Source organism: Roseateles sp. (genome assembly GCF_019237615.1).
Taxonomy (GTDB): Bacteria; Pseudomonadota; Gammaproteobacteria; order Burkholderiales; family Burkholderiaceae_C; genus Pelomonas.
The window spans coordinates 1-18,841 of the sequence record NZ_JAFAGT010000011.1 but is presented as its reverse complement, the minus strand read 5'-3'; the positions used below and the strand labels follow the sequence as shown (position 1 = coordinate 18,841).

19 protein-coding genes are annotated in these 18,841 nt (G+C 67.7%); 7 read left to right on the top strand and 12 right to left on the bottom strand.

Features of this window, described 5'->3' with window-relative positions:
• Window positions 1-86 precede the first annotated feature (86 nt).
• From JOY88_RS01965 to JOY88_RS23160, 5 genes are all read right to left on the bottom strand, one after another.
• Complete coding sequence (locus tag JOY88_RS01965) at window positions 87-524, bottom strand: hypothetical protein (RefSeq protein WP_293499930.1); 438 nt, start codon at window positions 522-524, stop codon at window positions 87-89.
• A gap of 144 nt (window positions 525-668) precedes the next feature.
• On the bottom strand, window positions 669-1,430 hold the full coding sequence (locus JOY88_RS01960; protein ID WP_293499928.1) for a hypothetical protein: 762 nt from the start codon (window positions 1,428-1,430) through the stop codon (window positions 669-671).
• A 72-nt stretch (window positions 1,431-1,502) separates the two neighbouring features.
• A complete protein-coding gene (locus JOY88_RS01955) occupies window positions 1,503-2,318 on the bottom strand; it encodes a hypothetical protein (protein ID WP_293499927.1) in 816 nt (271 codons plus the stop codon).
• Window positions 2,315-3,097, bottom strand: a complete 783-nt coding sequence (locus JOY88_RS01950; RefSeq protein ID WP_293499925.1) for a TIGR04255 family protein — start codon at window positions 3,095-3,097, stop codon at window positions 2,315-2,317. Before JOY88_RS01950 ends, JOY88_RS01955 begins: the two co-directional genes overlap by 4 nt.
• Before the next feature lie 250 nt (window positions 3,098-3,347).
• The gene (locus JOY88_RS23160) at window positions 3,348-3,470 is read right to left on the bottom strand and encodes a hypothetical protein (protein WP_524539175.1); all 123 of its coding nucleotides are present in this window, start codon (window positions 3,468-3,470) and stop codon (window positions 3,348-3,350) included.
• A 211-nt stretch (window positions 3,471-3,681) separates the two neighbouring features.
• On the opposite strand from JOY88_RS23160, the gene JOY88_RS01945 reads away from it, so the two are divergent.
• Window positions 3,682-3,888 carry a co-chaperone DjlA gene (locus JOY88_RS01945; protein ID WP_293499924.1) on the top strand — a complete coding sequence of 69 codons (207 nt, stop codon included), beginning with the start codon at window positions 3,682-3,684 and terminating at the stop codon, window positions 3,886-3,888.
• Window positions 3,889-4,138: 250 nt separating this feature from the next.
• Here the strand turns inward: JOY88_RS01945 and gyrB are convergent, their stop codons facing one another.
• The 3 genes from gyrB to dnaA form a co-directional block, all read right to left on the bottom strand.
• Window positions 4,139-6,661, bottom strand: coding sequence for a DNA topoisomerase (ATP-hydrolyzing) subunit B (gyrB, locus tag JOY88_RS01940; RefSeq protein ID WP_293499923.1), 2,523 nt, complete (start codon window positions 6,659-6,661; stop codon window positions 4,139-4,141).
• 80 nt (window positions 6,662-6,741) lie between these two features.
• Entirely contained in the window at window positions 6,742-7,854 is a 1,113-nt protein-coding gene (dnaN, locus tag JOY88_RS01935; protein ID WP_293499921.1) for a DNA polymerase III subunit beta, read from the bottom strand.
• A 175-nt stretch (window positions 7,855-8,029) separates the two neighbouring features.
• Window positions 8,030-9,412, bottom strand: a complete 1,383-nt coding sequence (gene dnaA, locus JOY88_RS01930) for a chromosomal replication initiator protein DnaA (protein ID WP_524539174.1) — start codon at window positions 9,410-9,412, stop codon at window positions 8,030-8,032.
• 380 nt (window positions 9,413-9,792) lie between these two features.
• Here dnaA and rpmH point away from each other — a divergent pair, with 380 nt between their 5' ends.
• The 4 genes from rpmH to yidC are packed head-to-tail and all read left to right on the top strand — an operon-like array spanning window position 9,793 to window position 12,473.
• On the top strand, window positions 9,793-9,927 hold the full coding sequence (rpmH, locus tag JOY88_RS01925; protein WP_054021782.1) for a 50S ribosomal protein L34: 135 nt from the start codon (window positions 9,793-9,795) through the stop codon (window positions 9,925-9,927).
• A gap of 44 nt (window positions 9,928-9,971) precedes the next feature.
• Window positions 9,972-10,454, top strand: coding sequence for a ribonuclease P protein component (locus JOY88_RS01920; RefSeq protein WP_293499898.1), 483 nt, complete (start codon window positions 9,972-9,974; stop codon window positions 10,452-10,454).
• Window positions 10,451-10,765, top strand: coding sequence for a membrane protein insertion efficiency factor YidD (yidD, locus tag JOY88_RS01915; protein WP_293499896.1), 315 nt, complete (start codon window positions 10,451-10,453; stop codon window positions 10,763-10,765). Before JOY88_RS01920 ends, yidD begins: the two co-directional genes overlap by 4 nt.
• A complete protein-coding gene (yidC, locus tag JOY88_RS01910) occupies window positions 10,758-12,473 on the top strand; it encodes a membrane protein insertase YidC (RefSeq protein ID WP_293499894.1) in 1,716 nt (571 codons plus the stop codon). Before yidD ends, yidC begins: the two co-directional genes overlap by 8 nt.
• A 181-nt stretch (window positions 12,474-12,654) precedes the next feature.
• Here yidC and JOY88_RS01905 read toward each other — a convergent pair whose 3' ends face one another.
• Window positions 12,655-12,849 (bottom strand): hypothetical protein, encoded by a 195-nt coding sequence (locus JOY88_RS01905; RefSeq protein WP_293499892.1) that lies wholly within the window; start codon window positions 12,847-12,849, stop codon window positions 12,655-12,657.
• 159 nt (window positions 12,850-13,008) lie between these two features.
• Window positions 13,009-13,275, bottom strand: coding sequence for a hypothetical protein (locus JOY88_RS01900; RefSeq protein ID WP_293499891.1), 267 nt, complete (start codon window positions 13,273-13,275; stop codon window positions 13,009-13,011).
• On the opposite strand from JOY88_RS01900, the gene mnmE reads away from it, so the two are divergent.
• Window positions 13,274-14,638: a tRNA uridine-5-carboxymethylaminomethyl(34) synthesis GTPase MnmE gene (gene mnmE, locus JOY88_RS01895; RefSeq protein ID WP_293499889.1), complete on the top strand. Its 1,365-nt coding sequence runs from the start codon at window positions 13,274-13,276 to the stop codon at window positions 14,636-14,638. The genes JOY88_RS01900 and mnmE overlap by 2 nt on opposite strands.
• Before the next feature lie 6 nt (window positions 14,639-14,644).
• On the opposite strand, the gene JOY88_RS01890 is transcribed toward mnmE, so the two are convergent.
• A complete protein-coding gene (locus tag JOY88_RS01890; RefSeq protein ID WP_293499887.1) occupies window positions 14,645-15,553 on the bottom strand; it encodes a LysR family transcriptional regulator in 909 nt (302 codons plus the stop codon).
• Window positions 15,554-15,638: 85 nt separating this feature from the next.
• Here JOY88_RS01890 and JOY88_RS01885 point away from each other — a divergent pair, with 85 nt between their 5' ends.
• A complete protein-coding gene (locus tag JOY88_RS01885) occupies window positions 15,639-17,012 on the top strand; it encodes a Kelch repeat-containing protein (RefSeq protein WP_293499885.1) in 1,374 nt (457 codons plus the stop codon).
• 24 nt (window positions 17,013-17,036) lie between these two features.
• Here JOY88_RS01885 and JOY88_RS01880 read toward each other — a convergent pair whose 3' ends face one another.
• Window positions 17,037-18,689, bottom strand: coding sequence for a serine hydrolase domain-containing protein (locus JOY88_RS01880; protein WP_293499883.1), 1,653 nt, complete (start codon window positions 18,687-18,689; stop codon window positions 17,037-17,039).
• Window positions 18,690-18,841: the final 152 nt, after the last annotated feature.

Sequence of the window (18,841 nt, the reverse complement as noted above, 5' to 3'; positions counted from 1 at the left end):
CAGCGCGTACAGCCCGTCATAGGACTTCCTCATGTCCACCGGCTCGCCGTAGAGCCAGACGCGCAGATGTCCGTCGGGGAAGAACATCAGCCGCGCACCAGGCGCAGCGTCACGCCGCTGCCCAGCTCGAGCGTGATCTCCAGCCGGGCCGTGCTCGCCGTCAACGGCAGGCCCAGCCCGCCCAGGTCGACAAACCCAACGGGCGAGGGCTCGGGCATTCGCTCGCCTGCGGCGCTCGCTGCACGCGGCATGGCGCCGTCGCCGATCCGTGCCCTCCAGCGCTGGAAGCTGCTCTTGACCACGCCCTCTCGCTTGCAGAACACGTCATCGGTTCGCCCTCGAAAGAGTCTGCGATAGAGAGAAATCTTCCCCTCCGTCGACAGCGCGGTCGAAGGCGGGTCCGGCGCGCGCTCGGTCGGCAGCTGGCGTTCGCGCCATTCGATGCCATGCGCGTCCAGCAGAGCAATCAGTCGGACGTTTTCGGTCCGCAGTGCCTCGACGGGGTCCAACTTCTGATGGGCCATGCAAAAACGCTGTCAGGGGCCGTGTTCGACGATGAGCAAATTCAGGGCTTCAAGCCCCATTGTTGAGCATGCCTGCGCTTGCCATTTCGTACCGGGCCAGCCAGCTGCGGCGCTGACGCCCATCGAATACTCGAGAGCCGGGCATCAGTCGCGATGGCTCAAATTTGCGAAGTCCCAGAGGTCAGTTTGCTTTGTCTCTTGCCACGAGAACTCATTGCCAGGGACTACCTCACTTAGGTCTTCGTCCACCTCAACACCGTCGCACGCGTTGAGCTCAGCAACGAACTTTGCGAACGCCGCATTGATGGCCTTTCTGCCTTCGACATCGCTATTCCAGACTTCCTCGTCGACAACGAAAGACACAGCTACGTGATAGTGCTGCCCTGGCTCGAGCTCCTGCTCCTTCTCAGCGATGCCGACGCGTACTTCAGCGATTTCATCGGAGAGGTCGTCGAGCGCCGCTGTCAGTGCGTCCTGAACAGTTCGAAGTCGGTCGCAGAAGCTATTCGGCCAGGACGGCCGCCCTGCCCTCAAGGCATACCACGCAAGGACCTTTCGCGAAGCAGCTAAGTCCAGCACGCGCCCGGCATCTGGGTCATTGGCCGCGAGCAACTCGCGTGGGACAACGTATCGGTCAGCAATCGCCTGCGCAGTCAAAACGACATTCGGGTGCGCCGCACGATTGGGTCTGAAATCGAGCTGGCGCGTTGACTGCAAGTCTCGATACTGTTTTCGAGGCTTGCCGGCAAGGGGCCTGCAATGCAGGACTTCGATGAGTGGCTCGGATTCGAGTCTCTTGGCCTGAACATCGCAGGTTTGCGAAACCACCGCAAGCCAATCGGCTTCAGCGACCTGAGTAGGTTGTTGACCAGGTCGAGTTAGATGCTGGGAAAGCGCAGGCAGCATTGCAACCGGCACCACGGAGCCGGTTTGCCACCCCCGCTGAGCGACATCATCACCAAACGCCAAGGCCTGACCTCACTCGTCAGAAGGAAGTGCGCGCACCGACGGTCGGCGCGTGAAACCGGCATCGCGCAAGCGCTGGCTTCGGCTCTTTGGCTGCCCATGTAACTTGCCAACGAGCTCGTCAAACGCACCAATCACGGTGGCGTCGTTGATGACGTCTGCCGACAGCAAGGCAAAGGCGGTGCCGCCGGCCGTCAGCGGCTCTTTACTCACGGAACTGAGCGGCACCGTCGAGCGAGACGTCCATTCTTTCGCCATGTGCTCGACAGTCGCAAGCCGTGCGCGGCTGGCTTCCTGCAGCTTGATGTCGTTGGTCGCGTCGAGCCATTTGTAGAGCTGAGGACGTGTGATGTCGAGCACAGCGGCCAGGTCCTGAATGGTGAAGCCGAACGCGGCTTGCAGCGACGAAAGCCTCTCAACTCGCCAGCGGGCCGCGGCCGTTGTTTGCCGAGGGGCAGTTGACGCGGCGTTCTGGAGAGCCTTCTTCGCCTCGCCGGACCAGCGGCTCCAGCTGTTTTCAGCCTGGTAATCATCGAGGTCGACGAGTAGTTCCGGCGCCGTTGTCGGCCACGAAGTGCTCAGCACGACGACTTTGGTGCCGGCCGTAAGAGCAGCAGCAGGCCCTCGACCTGCTGCTCCGGCACCGATGATGTTGACATGGGCGCCATAGACGCGGGTGGAGCTGTAGTTGAGCTGCACCGTGAACTGGTCGCGAGTTCCCAGCACATCCACGATGCTGTCAGCCGCTTCGATGATGTCGCTAGGCGGACGTTGCAGCAGTGCGGCCTGTCTCGCTGTGTAGTGGCGCGTTTGAATCGTGTCGCTCACATCCACTCCCCTTTGGCGATGTCGGACAGTGCGGCCTTGAAGGTCTTCGACGTGAGCTTCTGCATCTCGGCGTATGCGCCGAGCAGCTCGCCAGCGTCAAAGACCTTAGCGATGTCCTTGATGCAATCAGTATCGACGAATCCGATGGACGCCTCGGCCTTGAGGCGCTTCTCGGCCTCGAGCATGACCACGGGCTTGTTCAGTGGCAAGGCGTTGAATTCCGGCGGCAACAGGAGCCCTTGCGGTGCAGGCGCGGCCGCGCGCAGGTTGACCAGACTGCCGTCGAACTGGAATGCAGTTGCCCACATGGCTCCAGTGGAGCTCCCACCTTCTGGTTCAATGCCCCTGAGCCCTGGCGCCAAGTAGTCCGCCGGGGAGCGTCCTTCTTTTGGCACGATGAGGTCGATGTAGCGCAGGCCGGCGCGCTCAACGAAGGCGCCGAGCTCCGCCGCCTGGATGGCATCGAGCACCTCTGCCCAGCGGCCGAGGAAGTCGCTCGACTGGACGTAGCTTGTGGCGTGCAGCGAGATTGAGCGCGTGCCTAGCTGCACTCCATGCTTCAGGTCGACGGACATCAGTTGCCACAACGGCTGCGCCGATGGCTTCGCGCCGTCAATGACGAGCTCCTTGGCCTCGATGGTGCGTGGGAAAGCGCTCCTCAGCCGGTCCTGCAGGCCTGGAACCTTGGCTGCCATCGAGTAGTACGGAGAGATGACCAGCTCCGCAACGACATAGGCAAGCGGCGGCTTGCGCCAGGTTCCGAGCGCGGTCGTGGTCATTGAACTCTCCTTCGGGTCTCAGTTGTCATCAAGCCCCGCTCACTCCGGGGCAGGCAAGAGTAGTTTACATAGAAGTTGACACAAGAGTGGCCACAGGCTTGCCCGCTTCTGTGTAGGACAGCTCGCCCTGCCAGCCTGCGTCAGACAAAGCCTTTGCCAGCATCCGAGCTCAACTCCGAAGATTGCGCTTCGGTTTGCGGCGCGGCGTGAAAAACGCGCCAAACGCACGGCCGGCCGGTGGCGAACGGTCTTAGGTCGCCGACTCGCGCATAAGCCTCTCGACGACCGTTCGGTTCATTAAGGAAATCTGCTGGGCCTCAGGTTTGGCTGACCCGTCCAGGTCCAGCCGGAGATGTCGCAAGACGTAAAACAGGAAGGCATACGTTTTTCGGGGGCAAGGTCAACCGCTGGAGCCAGCTTCTGGGCCAGCCCCGGCCCCACCTCCACCAGTGCGCCCCGGGCCAGCAGTGATCGTCAGTGCGCCTGCACCGCCGAGCGTGCCGCAACCGGTGCGTCCGCTGGTGGTAGCGGCAGCGGCAGCGCCAGTACCTTCAACTCGAGTCGAGCGCACGTCGATTCCAGCCTTGTCGCTGGATGACGCTTGCAAGCTGCTCAAGGTGACGCTGGGCTCAGCATGGCAGGAGGTCGAGCTGGCGCGGCGAAAGATGGTGTTGCTGTCGCATCCACGGCACCTCGTCGGGATGGCTCCAGAGCGTCAAGAGGCCGTTCGCAACGAAGCGCGCCGCGTTAACGCGGCGTACGCCTTGCTGAGCGCCGCGCGAGCGAAATAGCGCAGGTCTATGGGAATCAAGATGAACAACGAGCCCGCCCCCACCCGTTGGCCGGGGACGGGCTCGCTCACTCCGCAACTTCCCGACCTATGCACTTCGCCGCTTTGCGCCGGCCAGGTTCCGCACTCTTTTGACCATCAATAGCCCCAATTGGGGCGCAATAGAGGGTTGCAATCCATAGGAGCCGACCCATAAGTTTCCCAACTTATGGGTCTCAGATTCTCATCTTATGGGTTGCCCTACAGACACGTCAAACGTCGATGTTTCCAGCGCGCAGCGCGTTGGTCTCGATGAAATCCCTCCGCGGCTCCACCTCGTCGCCCATCAGCATCGTGAAGACCTTGTCCGCCTCGATGGCATCTTCGATCTGCACCTTGAGCAGGCGGCGCACGGTCGGGTCCATGGTCGTTTCCCACAGCTGCTCGGGGTTCATCTCGCCCAGGCCCTTGTAGCGCTGGCGGCCTACGCTGTTTTCGGCCTGGCTCATCAGCCAGGCCATGGCGGCGCGGAAGTCGTCGACCTTGCTTTCCTTGGCCTTCTCGCCCTCGCCCTTGCGCACGATGGCACCCGGCTGGATCAGGCCCTGGAAGCTCAGGCCGGCATCGGCCAGCACTTCGTAGTCGGCGCCGTGCACGAAGTCGGCGTGGATGACGCTGGCGCGCACATTGCCGTGGTGCATGCGGGCGATCTTCAGGAAGAGCTTGTCGGTGCGCGGGTCGGTCTCGACGCTGACTTCGGCGCCGTGCAGCGCGGCCTTCAGCGCCGCGGCGCTGGCTTCGGCATCTTCGCGGGTGTCGACCTTCAGTGCCAGGCCGTTGGCCAGCACGTGCAGAGCTTCAATGTCCATCCAGTTGGACAGACGCTCGATGACGCTTTGCGCGGCCACGTACTTGCGGGCCAGCGTGTCGAGGGTTTCGCCCTTCAGCGTGCTGCCTGCGCCGGTGTCCAGGCTCGCGTCCTGCAGCGCGACCTTAAGCAGGAAACTGTCGAGCTCGGGCGCATCCTTCAGGTATTGCTCGTGCTTGCCGACCTTGACCTTGTAAAGCGGCGGCTGCGCGATGTAGATGTGGCCGCGCTCGCAGAGCTCGGGCATCTGGCGGTAGAAGAAGGTCAGCAGCAGCGTGCGGATGTGGGCGCCGTCCACGTCCGCATCGGTCATGATGATGATGCGGTGGTAGCGCAGCTTGTCGGGATTGAAGTCGTCGCCACCGGCGCCGCGGCCGATGCCGGTGCCCAGCGCGGTGATCAGCGTCAGGATTTCATTGCTGGTCAGCAGCTTCTCGTAGCGGGCCTTCTCGACGTTCAGGATCTTGCCGCGCAGCGGCAGGATGGCCTGGAACTTGCGGTCGCGGCCCTGCTTGGCGGAGCCACCGGCGGAGTCACCCTCGACGATGTAGATCTCGCACAGCGACGGGTCCTTCTCCTGGCAGTCGGCCAGTTTGCCGGGCAGGCCCAGGCCATCGAGCACGCCCTTGCGGCGCGTCATCTCGCGGGCCTTGCGCGCGGCCTCGCGGGCGCGGGCGGCATCGAGGATCTTGCCGCAGATGATCTTGGCGTCGTTGGGGTTCTCAAGCAGGTAGTCGGTCAGCAAGCGGGAGACGATGTCCTCCACCGGGCCGCGCACTTCCGAGGAGACCAGCTTGTCCTTGGTCTGCGAGCTGAACTTGGGCTCGGGCACCTTCACGGACACCACGCAGGCCAAGCCTTCGCGCATGTCGTCACCGGCGACCTCGACCTTGGCCTTCTTGGCCAGCTCGTTGTCTTCAATGTACTTGTTGATGACGCGGGTCATCGCCGCGCGCAGGCCGGTCAGGTGGGTGCCGCCATCGCGCTGCGGGATGTTGTTGGTGAAGCAGAGGACGTTCTCGTTGAAGCCATCGTTCCACTGCATGGCCACTTCGACGCCGACGGTGGTGGCCTGATCCGACTGCTTCTCGCCCACGGCGTGGAAGATATTGGGGTGCAGCGTCGTCTTGCCCTTGTTGATGAACTCGACGAAGCCCTTCACGCCGCCGGCGTAGGCGAAGTTGTCTTCCTTGTTGTTGCGCTCGTCGACGAGACGGATCTTGACGCCGTTGTTCAGGAAGGACAGCTCGCGCAGGCGCTTGGCGAGGATGTCGTAGTGGTAGTCGTTGTTCTGCTGGAAGATCTCGGTGTCCGGGAGGAAGTGGACTTCGGTGCCGCGCTTGTCGGTCTCTCCGATGATCTTCATCGGGCTGGTCTCGACGCCGTCGACCATGACGATCTCGCGGTCCTGCGGGATGCCCTTGGCGAACTCCAGGAAGTGCACCTTGCCGTTCTGCCGCACGGTCAGGCGCAAGAACTTGGACAGGCCGTTCACGCAGGACACGCCCACGCCGTGCAGGCCGCCGGAGACCTTGTAGGAGTTCTGGTTGAACTTGCCGCCGGCGTGCAGCTCGGTCAGCGCGATCTCGGCAGCCGAGCGCTTGGGCTCGTGCTTGTCGTCCATCTTGACGCCGGTGGGGATGCCGCGGCCGTTGTCGATGACGGAGATGGAGTTGTCGGTGTGGATGGTGACGACGATGTCGTCGCAGTGGCCGGCCAGCGCTTCGTCGATGGAGTTGTCGACGACTTCGAAGACGAGGTGGTGCAGACCGGTGCCATCCGACGTGTCGCCGATATACATGCCCGGGCGCTTGCGCACGGCCTCCAGGCCTTCCAGGATCTGGATGGAGCTGGCGTCGTACGCCGCCTGCGGAGCCGGGACCGGAGCCGGTGCGGGGGTGTTCTCGGGGGTGGTGGGCTCGCTCATCGGGGACTTTCAGGAAACTCTTGAAACGGCAAGGCGGGCCGCGCGGGCCCGCCTGCTAGGCATGCGGTCTTTGAGGGGCGTCAGATCCGCATCGGCATCACGACGTACTTGAAGCCCGTCGTATCCGGAATGGTGAGCAGCGCGCTCGATGCGCTGTCGTTGAGGTCGATACAGACCATGTCCTGGCTCATGTTGCCCAGCGCATCCATCAGGTAGGTGACGTTGAAGCCGGTCTCGATCTTGTCTCCACCGTAGTCGATCTCGAGCTCTTCCTTGGCCTCTTCCTGCTCGGCGTTGCTGGACGCGATGCTCAGCAGGCCCGGCTCAAAGGTCAGACGCACTGCCTTGAACTTCTCGCTGGTCAGGATGGCGGCGCGCTGCAGGCTGCTCAGCAGCGGCGCGCGGCCCAGCGTCAGGCGGAACTTGTGGTTCTTGGGGATGACGCGGTTGTAGTCGGGGAACTTGCCCTCCACCAGCTTGGTCACGAACTCCATGCCGCTGAAGCTGAACTTGGCCTGGTTGCCGGCGAAGCGCATCTCGATGGCCTCGTCGTCCTTGCCGTCCTTCAAGAGGCGCTGCAGCTCCAGCACGGTCTTGCGCGGCAGGATGACCTCCTGCTTGGGAATGTCGGCGTCCAGCTCGGCCTGGGCCAGCGCCAGGCGGTGGCCGTCGGTGGCCACCAGCGTCAGATTGCGCCCTTCGGCGACGAACAGGATGCCGTTCAGGTAGTAGCGGATGTCGTGCACCGCCATGGCGAAGTGCACCTGGTTGATCAGGCCCTTCAGCGCCTTCTGGGGCACGCTGAAGGCGGGGCCGAAGTCGGCGGCCTCCTGCACCAGCGGGAAGTCGTCGGCCGGCAGCGTCTGCAGCGTGAAGCGGCTCTTGCCGCCCTGCAGCGTCATCTTGTTCTGGTTGCTCGTCAGGCTGACCGTCTGGTCGCTGGGCATGGAGCGCAGGATGTCGATCAGCTTGCGGGCGCCGACGGTGGTGCTCAGGTTGCCGGCGTCACCGTCGAACTGCACCGTGGTGCGCACCTGGATCTCGAGGTCGCTGGTCGTGAGCTCCACCTGATTGCCGGTCTTGCGGATCAGCACGTTGGCCAGGATCGGCAGCGTGTGGCGCCGCTCGACGATGCCCGACACCGCCTGCAGCGCGGCGAGCACCTGATCCTGGGGAGCTTTCAAAACGATCATGGAGACCTCTTCGGAGGGATCTGAGGATGGGATTTCGGCTGGCTGCGCATCGAAAAAACGCGCGCGCGCGTGAAGCTGCGATTGTCGCCCGGATTGGGTACGTCGCCCGCAGCCAGGGGCTTGGTTGCAGCTACGGGTGAACCCGGATGACACCCGAAAGGGCTCATCCGTCGGCTCAACCCTTCAGCGTCTGTTCCAGCACGTGCAGCTGCTGGTTCAGCTCGGTATTCTTCTGGCGCTCGCCGCCGATCTTGCGCACCGCGTGCAGCACGGTGGTGTGGTCGCGGCCACCGAACAGCTCGCCGATCTCGGGCAGGCTCTTCTGCGTCAGCTCCTTGGCCAGGTACATCGCGATCTGGCGCGGCCGCGCGATGCTGGCCGGGCGCTTCTTGGAGTACATGTCGGCGACCTTGATCTTGTAGAAGTCGGCCACCGTCTTCTGGATGTTCTCCACGCCGATCTGGCGGTTCTGGATGGACAGCAGGTCCTTCAGCGCCTCGCGGGCCAGCGCGATGCTGATCTCCTTGTGCGAGAACTTGGCGTAGGCCAGCACCTTGCGCAGCGCGCCCTCCAGCTCGCGCACGTTGGCGCGCACGTTCTTGGCGACGAAGAAGGCGACGTCCTCGGGCATGGGCGTGCCCTCGGCCTCGGCCTTCTTGATCAGGATGGCGACCCGCATCTCCAGCTCGGGCGGCTCGATGGCCACCGTCAGGCCGGCATCGAAGCGGCTGGTCAGGCGCTCGTCGATGTCCACCAGCCCCTTGGGGTAGGTGTCCGACGTCATGATGATGTGCGCCTTCTTGGCCAGCAGCGCCTCGAAGGCGTTGAAGAACTCCTCCTGCGTGCGGTCCTTGCCGGCGAAGAACTGCACGTCGTCGATGAGCAGCAGGTCCAGCGAGTGGTACTTGGCCTTCAGCTCGTCGAAGGTCTTGCGTTGGTAGTTCTTCACCACGTCGGAGATGAACTGCTCGGCATGAAGATAGAGCACGCGCGCATCCGGCCGGTCCTTCAGCAGCGCGTTGCCGACGGCATGGATCAAGTGGGTCTTGCCCAGGCCCACGCCGCCGTAGATGAACAACGGGTTGTAGGTGATGCCGGGCGCGCCGGCCACGTGCAGCGCGGCGGTGCGGGCCATCTGGTTGGCGCGGCCGGGCACCAAGGTGTCGAATGTCAGCTGCGGGTTGATGCGGTGCTTGCTCGACGCCGGCGCCTGCGAGGGCAGCACGATGGTGCTGGCCGTCGGCGCGGCGGGCCTGGGCGACGCGCCGGCGTCGATGGGCAGGGCCACCTGCTGGGGCACCGGCGGCGCACCAGCCGGCAGGCCGGCGGACGAGCCAGCGGGCTCGCGCACGGCCAGGGCCAGTTCCAGCCGCGTCGGGCGGCCGGCGAGTTCGGTCAGGATGGCCTCGATGCGGGCCGCGTACTGGCGGCGGATCCAGTCGCGCTTGAAATGGTTGGGGACCCTAAGCGTCGCTACCAGCGTGGCGGCCGAGTCATCGCCCGCCAGCGTGGCAGGAGGCAGGGGGCGTATCCAGGTGTTGAACTGCTGTTCCGGCATCTCGGCAGCCAGGCGCTCGCAGCCGCGCCTCCAGAGCTCCGCCGCCCAATCCGCCGATGTCGTGGCCTCTGCGCCTGCCTTCAAAGCCTGCAACCCGTCCACCCCATGTTCTTCTTCGCTCATTGTGGAAAACTTCTTTTCGAGCGGCTGGATTGTACGGACCCAGGGCCGCCAAAAGCCGGGTTATCCACAGAATTTCGAAGGGGGTCAATCCCTGGCAAACCCGGCTTGAGGCCAGCGACTTATTGACCGGGCCGGCGGCATCTGCTGTAATCACGGGTTTTCGCGCATTGCGACTCGTTCGCCATGCGCTTTTTTGGCCGGGCGCCAACCGCTGTGCCCAGCCTGAACAACCTCACAAGAGCCACAAGAGGTCTCCCATGAAGCGTACCTACCAAGCCTCCAAGACCCGCCGCGCCCGCACCCACGGCTTCCTCGTGCGCATGAAGACGCGTGGCGGCCGTGCCGTCATCGCCGCCCGCCGCGCCAAGGGCCGTAAGCGCCTGGCCGTCTAAGCCGCGCGACGACGCCTTCTGCGTCGTCAGCCCCCGGGCAACCGATGATCGGCAAGCTGCAACGCCCGGTGGACTTTGAGCGTGTGCTCGGCCGCCAGAGCCGGGCACGCAGCGCGCATTTCGCGCTGCACCACCTGCCGGCCCATCCGGCGCCCAGCGCCTGGCACGCCGCCAAGCTGCGCACCGCCCAGGCCGAGTTATCAACAGGCGACGCACAGCCTGCCCACAGCCTTGTGGAATATGACCCGCCTCGCACGCCTGAGGGCTGCTGGGTGGGCATGGTCGTGCCCAAGCGGCATGCGCGCCGCTCGGTGACGCGCCAGCTCTTGAAGCGCCAGATCCGCGCCGCATTTGCCGAACGCCCCGGCATGCCACCGGGTTTGTGGGTCGTCCGCTTGCGCTCGCCTTTTGACCGCCAGAAGTTCCCCAGCGCCGCGTCCGACGCGCTGCGCCGGGCCGCGCGCGCCGAGCTGGCGCAGTTGCTGGACCGCGCGCTGACGCCCAGGCCCGGGGCCGCCGCACCATGACGCCGAGCTGGCCCGCCCGTGCGCTGATGGCCGTCGTGCGCGGCTACCGGCTGCTGCTCAGCCCCTGGCTGGGCAATGCCTGCCGCTTCGAGCCGACCTGCTCGCGCTATTCGCTGGCCGCGCTGGAGAAGCATGGCGCGCTGGCCGGCAGCTATCTGACCGTGCATCGCATCCTGCGCTGCCAGCCCTGGTGCGACGGCGGCCACGACCCCGTGCCCGACAATCCGCCGCGGCTGTTCTCCCGCCTGATCTCCCCCTCCGTCGCGCCCGCCGGCGCGTCGCCTTCCTCGTCCGAGTCTCCCCATGACTGATATTCGCCGCACCGTGCTGTGGGTGGTGTTCACGATGTCCCTCGTCCTGCTCTGGGACGGCTGGCAGAAGCACAACGGGCATCCCTCGATGTTCAGCCCCTCGGCACCCAAGGCCGCGTCGTCGGCACCCGGCACGCCGGCCCCGAGTGGCGTGCCCGCCGCCACGGCCGCCGCCGGCGCCTCGTTCGCGCCGGCCGCCACGCCGGCGGTCGCCGCGTCCGAGAAGGTCACGATCCGCACCGACGTGCTGACCGTCACGGTGGACACGCTGGGTGGCGACATCGTCCGTGCCGAGCTGCCCAAGTACCTGACCTCGTACGACCCGACGGTCACCGACCAGCTTCTGCAGATGGTCCATCTGCAGAAGAAGCCCGAGTTCACGCCCCAGCCGGTCGTCCTCTTCAACGCCGCGCAGCACTACCGCGCCCAGACCGGCCTGGTCAGCGCCCAAGGCCCGCTGCCTGCCCACACGACGCCCATGACGGCCGTGGCCGGCGAGCGCGAGCTCAAGGCCGGCCAGGACCAGGTGCAGCTGCGCCTGGAGTCGGCCGAGATCGGCGGCGTCAAGCTCGTCAAGACCTTCACGTTCAAGCGCGGCGCCTACACGGTGGGCGTCACGCACGAGGTCGTCAACACCGGCACGGCGCCGGTGACGCCCCAGGTCTATCTGCAGCTGGTGCGCGACGGCAGCACCGTCACCGGCGGCGCGGCCTTCACGCCCAGCTTCACCGGCCCGGCCGTCTACAACGACAAGGCCAAGTTCCACACGATCAAGTTCGAGGACATCGACAAGGGCAAGGTCGACATCGAGAAGCAGGCCAATGACGGCTGGGTCGCGATGGTGCAGCACTACTTCGCCAGCGCCTGGCTCGTCAACGAACCGGGCAGCCGCGAGTTCTTCGTGCGCAAGCTGCCCGGCCAACCCGGCGTGAGCGCCGACACCTATGCCACCGGCCTGGTCTTCACGCTGCCGACGCTGGCGCCCAACGCCACCGCGACCCAGCAGGCCACGCTGTTCGCCGGCCCGCAGGAGGAGAACAACCTCGCCAAGCTGGCCCCGGGGCTGGAGCGTGTCAAGGACTACGGCATGCTGACCATCCTGGCCGAGCCGCTGTTCTGGCTGCTGGACAAGCTGCACGGCGTCATCGGCAACTGGGGCTGGACCATCGTCGCCCTGGTGCTGCTGCTGAAGGTCGCGCTGTACTGGCTGAACGCCAGCGCCTACCGCTCCATGGCCAAGATGAAGGCCCTGGCGCCGCGCGTCAACGAGCTGAAGGAGCGCTACAAGGACAAGCCGCAGGAAATGCAGCAGGAGATGATGAGGATCTACCGCGAGGAGAAGGTCAACCCCATCGGCGGCTGCCTGCCCATCTTCGCGCAGATGCCCATCTTCATGGCGCTGTACTGGGTGCTGCTGTCCACCGTCGAGATGCGCCAGGCGCCGTGGATCTTCTGGATCACCGACCTGTCGGTGCGCGACCCCTACTTCATCCTGCCGCTGCTGATGATGGCGTCCAGCCTGTTCCAGGTCTGGCTCAACCCGCCGGCCGCCGACCCGATGCAGCAGAAGATGATGTGGATCATGCCGGTCGCCTTCGGCATCATGTTCTTCGTCTTCCCGGCCGGCCTGGTGCTGTACTGGCTGACGAACAACATCCTGTCCATCGCCCAGCAGTGGATGATCAACAAGCAGCTGGGCGTGAACTGAGTCACGTGAATCTGCACAGCCCCCGCCCGGGGGCTTTTTTTTTCCCCCTGCCGGCGGTTCAATCGCTTTCGCGGGGCAGAGAACACCGGCCCGGACGGGGCTCACGAGAGCACCCGAACCGGACCTCCCCCGCGCCAATTCCGCAAGCCGCATCGCCTCACCGCGATGCGGCTTGTTCCATTCAGGGGTTCCTGGCCTTCCACGCGGCCAGCTGGTCGGGATCGAGGACGAGGTAGCGCTGGCAGCCGCCGTTCTGGCGCGAGGCCATCTCGATGGCCTCGACGGCCCGTGCCGGGTCGGCAGTGGCGCCATCGCGGCGCACGACGACGGTCGCGGGCTCGTGCAGGCCCGTGCCCCGTCCGTACAGCCGCATCATGTCCTTGCCTTCTCGCGCCAGGCCTCGATCTCGCGGGCGCGCGCCACCGGCAACTTGATCGTGAACTCCAGCGTCGTGCATCGGGGTTCAGGCTCAGGTAGTACTCGCCGGTCTCGACGTCCGGCCCGCTCAGGTTGACCTACTCGGCCTGGAAGGCCATCACCATGCCCAGCGAGGCCGGGTCGGCAGGTAGCTCCTGGCGCGTCTTCTCGACCCAGCCATGAAGTGCGAAGGCTCCAGTGCCTGCCAGCCGGACTGGCGCGACAGCTTGAGCCGGCCCTCGTGCACGAGGCCGGTGGCGCCGAGCAGCGTCAGCGGGCCGCTGCGACGCAGGCGCTGGCGGGCGATGCGGCACAGCTCGGGTTCCAGGGACGGCGGAGACTGCGGAGTCCGGAGCGGGCGGCACGGGTTGGACAATGCCGGCATGCTGTCTCGCCACGCCGACCCCATCGCCGCCATCGCCACCGCCCCCGGTCGGGGGGCGGTCGGCATCGTGAGGGTGTCTTCACCGCAAGACCTGACGCCACTGATCTTGGCGGTCTGCGGCAGGCCACTGCGCCCACGCGAGGCCACCTACCTGCCCTTCCGGGATGACGCCGGGCAGGCCATCGACCAGGGCCTGGTGCTGCATTTCCCGGCACCACATTCCTACACAGGCGAACATGTGCTGGAGCTGCAGGCGCATGGTGGCGCCGTCGTCATGCAGCTGCTGCTGGCGCGCGTCATCGAGGCCGGCGTGAATGTTCGCCTTGCCGAGCCCGGCGAGTTCACGCAGCGCGCCTTCCTCAACGGCAAGCTGGACCTCGCGCAGGCCGAGGCCGTCGCCGACCTCATCGACGCCAGCACCGAGGCCGCGGCGCGCAGCGCCAGCCGCGCGCTGGGCGGTGCGCTCTCCAACGAGGTGGGGGTGCTGCGCGACCAGCTCATCCAGCTGCGCATGCTGGTGGAGGCGACGCTGGACTTCCCCGAGGAAGAGATCGACTTCCTCGAGAAGGCCGACGCCTTCGGCCGGCTGGACCGCCTTACCGCTCAACTCGCCGCTGTGCAGGCCCGCACGCGCCAGGGCGCGCTGCTGCGCGACGGCCTCAAGGTCGTGCTGGCCGGCCAGCCCAACGTCGGCAAGAGCTCGCTGCTGAACGCGCTGGCGGGCGCCGAGCTGGCCATCGTGACACCCATCCCCGGCACGACGCGCGACAAGGTCAGCCAGACCATCCAGATCGAAGGTGTGCCGCTGCACATCACCGACACCGCCGGCCTGCGCGACGAGACGGCCGACGAGGTCGAGCGCATCGGCGTGTCGCGCAGCTGGGACGCCATCGCCGATGCCGATGTCGTGCTCTTCCTGCACGACCTGGGCCGCGTGGGACAGACCGACTACGAGGCAGAGGACGAGCGCATCCGTACGCGGCTGGCGGGCGTGGACGCGGGCCGCATCGTGCAGGTCTTCAACAAGGCCGACCTCGCCGCCGCCCCGGCCGGCGAGATCGCGCTGAGCCTGAAGACCGGCGAGGGCCTGGAGGCGCTGCGCCAGCGCCTGCTGCAGACGGCCGGCTGGCAGGCCGTGCCGGAAGGGCTGTTCATCGCCCGCGAACGCCATGTGCAGGCGCTGGCCCGCACGGCCGAACACCTGGCGCAGGCCCGTGCCATCGCCGAACAGCGCGATGCAGCGCTGGACCTGCTGGCCGAGGAACTGCGCCTCGCGCACGACGCGCTGGGCGAGATCACCGGCGCGTTCTCGGCCGACGAGCTGCTGGGCGTCATCTTCAGCAGCTTCTGCATCGGCAAGTGACGCGGCTCAGCGCAGCGCGGCCTCGAACAGCCCGCGCTCGGCCGTCAGCGCGGCGATGAGATCGGCCTCCAGCGCGTCGCCGAAGACGAGGTGGATCTCGACGCCGATGTCGTCCAGCAGGCGACGGGCGGCGACGCCGGGGTAGCGCTGGCGCGCCTGCGCGGCGGGCATCACCGTGCAGCCGCGGCCGGCCGCGATCTGCGCGATGGTGGCCGTGGTGCCTGGCGCCACGGCCTCGACTGCGGGACGGAAGCCGGCCGCCTCGTATTGACGCTGGTAGTGCATCCACAGCGGCGGGTTCTGGCGCTTGGGAAAGCGCAGGAAGGGTGGCAGCGCCTCCAGCTCGCGCAGCCGCAACGCGCGCTTGCGCGCCAGCGCGCTGCCGCTGGGCAGCAGCGCGACATGGCGCAGCCTTGCCACCGGCACATGGCGCAGGCCCAGCAGCTCGTGCGGCATCGCGATCAGCGCGGCGTCCAGCGTCTGCCGGCGCAGGCCGTCGAGCAGCTGCGGGCCGATCTCCAGCACGGGCTCCAGCGGCATGCGCCCGGCGGTGGCGCGCCAGCCCGCGTCCAGCGCCTGGAAGGCGCTCATGTCCATCCACCAGGGCAGGCCCAGGCGCAAGGCGCCGCGCGGGCCGCCGGCGGCGACCTCGACGAGCGCGGCGTCGAAGGCCTGCACGGCGGCCTGGAAGGCCGTGCGGGCGCGCTGGCCGGCCGCGGTCAGCCGCGTCGCCGGGCCGTCGCGGTCCAGCAGTGCGACGCCCAGCGCCGCCTCCAGGGCCGCGATCTGGCGCGACAGCGGCGGCTGCGTCAGGTGCAGGCGCTCCGCCGCGCGGCGGAAGTTCAGCTCCTCGGCCAGCACGAGGAAGTAGCGCAGCTGGCGGATGTCGATGCTGCGGTGGCCAGGAAACGTCATGCCGAAAAGGTATCACCTATTCGGCAATTCACGCCATCGCCGCCAAGGCCCAGCATGCCGGCCTTGGACCACTGGGAGATCAGACATGGCAGGAGTACAGGCCGCCACGCGCCGCGCGGTGCTGAGGGCCGGGTGGAGCACCGGGCTGGGCTGGGGCCTGGCGGCCTGCGGCGGCGGCGGTGGGGAGAAGGCGCCGGACGGGCCCATGGTGCACAGCCTGGAGGCCAGCGCGGCGCGCGTGGGCGAGGCGGTGACCGTGACGGCCACCTTCAGCGGCGGCACCGGGCGCATCGAGCCGGATGTGGGCACGGTGCAGAGCGGCGTGCCGGTCAGCGTGCCGCCGGTCATCGCGCCGCGGCGCTACACGCTGGTCGTCGAGGCCGAGGGCCGGCCCAGCGCGCGCCGGGCGCTGGACGTGCGGCCGGTCTACCGCGACCGCTACGCCGCGCTGGACGACGCGACGCCGCGGCAGTACCACGCGGCCGCCACGACGTCGGACGGGCGGGTGCTCATCATCGGCGGCTCGCGCGGGCTGTCTGCGCCGTCCGAGGCCATCGAGCGCTACGAGCCGGCAACGCGCCGCTTCACGCGCATCGCCAACATGTACACGGGCCGCACCATGCACACGGCGACGCCCCTGGCAGGCGCTAACGAAGGCCGCGTGCTCGTCGTCGGCGGTACGGTGGGCCTGAGCAACGGCGGCTTCGCGGAGCTGATCGACGAGCGCCGAGGCAGCGTCGAGCCGGCCGGCTGGCCCAACTGGCCGCGCACCCGGCATGCCAGCGCCGCGCTGGCGGACGGTCGTGTGCTGGTCGTCGGCGGCTCGCAACGGGACAGCGTCGAGCTGTGGGACCCCGCGACGCGGCGCTTCCGACTCGTCGCAGCACGCATGAGCAATGTGCGCGAGTTCCCGACGGCGACGCGGCTGGCCGATGGCCGCGTGCTCATCGTCGGCGGCGACCACGAAGGCGCCACGCAGCGCCTGGCCGAGATCTTCGACCCGCAAACCGAGGCCTTCACGCCGGTGGCCTCGCCGCTGAACGACGAACGCCGCGCAATGCACGAAGCCCATGCGCTGCCGGACGGTCGCGTGCTGGTAGTGGGCGGCGAGGTGCGCAGCAGCGCGGGGCTGGAGCCATTGGATACGGTGCTTGTCTACGACCCCGCGGCGCGGGCGCTGACGCTGCATGGCCGGCTCGACATGCCGCGCAGCCTGATGCGCAGCCTGCTGCTGCCGGACGGCCAGTTGCGCCTGTTCGGCGGCCAGACCGGGGCCGAGATCGCCGCGCGCACGGCCAGCGCCTACGTGCCGGGGACCGGCACGGCCACGGCGCTCGCGGCCATGCCGGCCGGACGGGCCTGGCACACGGTGTCGGCACTGCCCGAAGGCCGCGTGCTCATCGTCGGCGGCGACAACGAGGACGGCGGCGCGGTGCCCGGCGCGCTGCTGTACGAGTAGCGCGGCCCATCCTCGCTCGGTGCCTCAGCGCCGTGCGCCGCGCAGCACCTGTCCGTTCTGGCGCAGCTGGGCCGCGACGACCTGGCCGGCCGCGTCGCGCTCGAACTCGACGACGGCACCGACGACCTTGATCTCGATGCGGTCCGCCCCAACCGGCTCTGCCGCTATGGCCGGCTGGCCGCTGCCCTGCACCATCAGCCGGCCGTCGCGCTCGAACACGCGCAGGCTGAACTGGGGCGCCAGCTGGTACTCACCGGCCCAGTCGCGCCAAGCGGGGTTGGCGATGGCGGGCGCCGCTTCGACACGTCGGCCCTGCATCATGCCGCCACCCTGGTGCCAGCTCAGGCGCTGTACCGGCCGGCCCTCCGCCTCGGGCCGCTCGAGGCGCAGCAACGCCGAGAAGCTGGTCGGGTAGAGGTCGCCGCGGCTGTCCTGGCGCAGCTCGAATTCGCTGTCGCCCCGCGCCTGGGCCAGCAGCCGGCCGTCGTCGGCCTCGCGGATGTGCAGCGTCATGCCGCCCACTTCCCAGTCACCGACCAGCGCCTGGCGCAGCGCGGGCGGCATGGCGACCTCGCGGCGCGGCCTCAGCGGCACGTCCAGGCCCAGCAGCGCCAGGCCCAGGTCACCCAGGCCGCCAAGGTCCTCCAGCGCCGTGTCGGCCAGCAGCACGACGGCGCGCTGCGCACCCGGCTCCAGCACCACCAGCGACGAGAAGCCGCCCGTGCCGCCATCGTGCATGCGCAGCTCGCGGCCCTGCTGGCGGCTGACCACCCAGTTCATCGCAAAGCCATGGGCCAGCGGCTGCTGCGTGAGGCGCAGTGCCGCGGTCAGCGCAGCGGGCACATCGGGCAGGCTGCCCAGCTCGGCCTGGGCATAGCGCACCATGTCGTCCAGCGTGGCCTTGACCATGCCGACGCCCGCCAGGTTGGGGGTGATGGTCCAGGCCGACGTGGCCGCGCCGCCGGGCAGGTGGCCCTGGGCGGGCCGGGCCGCCAGCGGCCGGGTGACGTAGGCCCCGCCCATACCCAGCGGCGCGAACAGGCGCTCGCGCAGCGCCGCCTCCAGGTCGCCGCCCAGGCTGCGCGCAGCGGCCAGGGAGACCAGCATCATGCCGAAATTGGAGTACTCGGCCCTGCTGCCTATGGGGCGGGCCAGCGTCACGCGGCCCAGCGCGTCCAGCAGCTGCGCCTCGGTCAGCGCGGCATAGGGATCGTCGGGCTTGGGCATGGGCATGCCAGGCGGCAGGCCCGGCAGGCCGGCGCTGTGGGTCAGCAGGTCACGCACCAGGATCTGGCGCTCGCCCTGGCGCGGCACCGTCGTGCCCTCGGGCAGGTGGCGGGCGATGGGGTCGTCCAGCGACCAACGGCCGCGCTCGATGAGGCCGGCGACCAGGAAGGCCGTCATGGTCTTGCTGACCGAGCCGATCTCGAAGGCCGCATCCGGCGCCGGCGCGCGGTCGCCGCGCGTACCCGCGCAGCCGCTGCCGCGCACGACGCGGTCGCGCTCGATGACGGCGGCCTGCACGCAGGCACCACCGCGGTCGCCGCCCAAGCGTTCGGCCAGGCGCTGCTCCAGCGCGGACGCGCTGTCCGGCAACGGGGCAGCCCAGGCCGGCAACAGGGCGGCGCCCAGCGACAGCAGCGTCAGCACACGAGCCAGGACGGGGGGTAGCGACATGGGTTCTTGTATGGATGCCTCCCGGCGATAGGCATTAACCCGCATCGTGTCGTGAAGAAGTCGGCTGCTGCCTTGTATCCGGCCTTGTGCGTGGATTTGCCAAGTTGCCCGGCTGGCCCACTGGCCCCGATGTACTCCGCTGACAAGCGCCT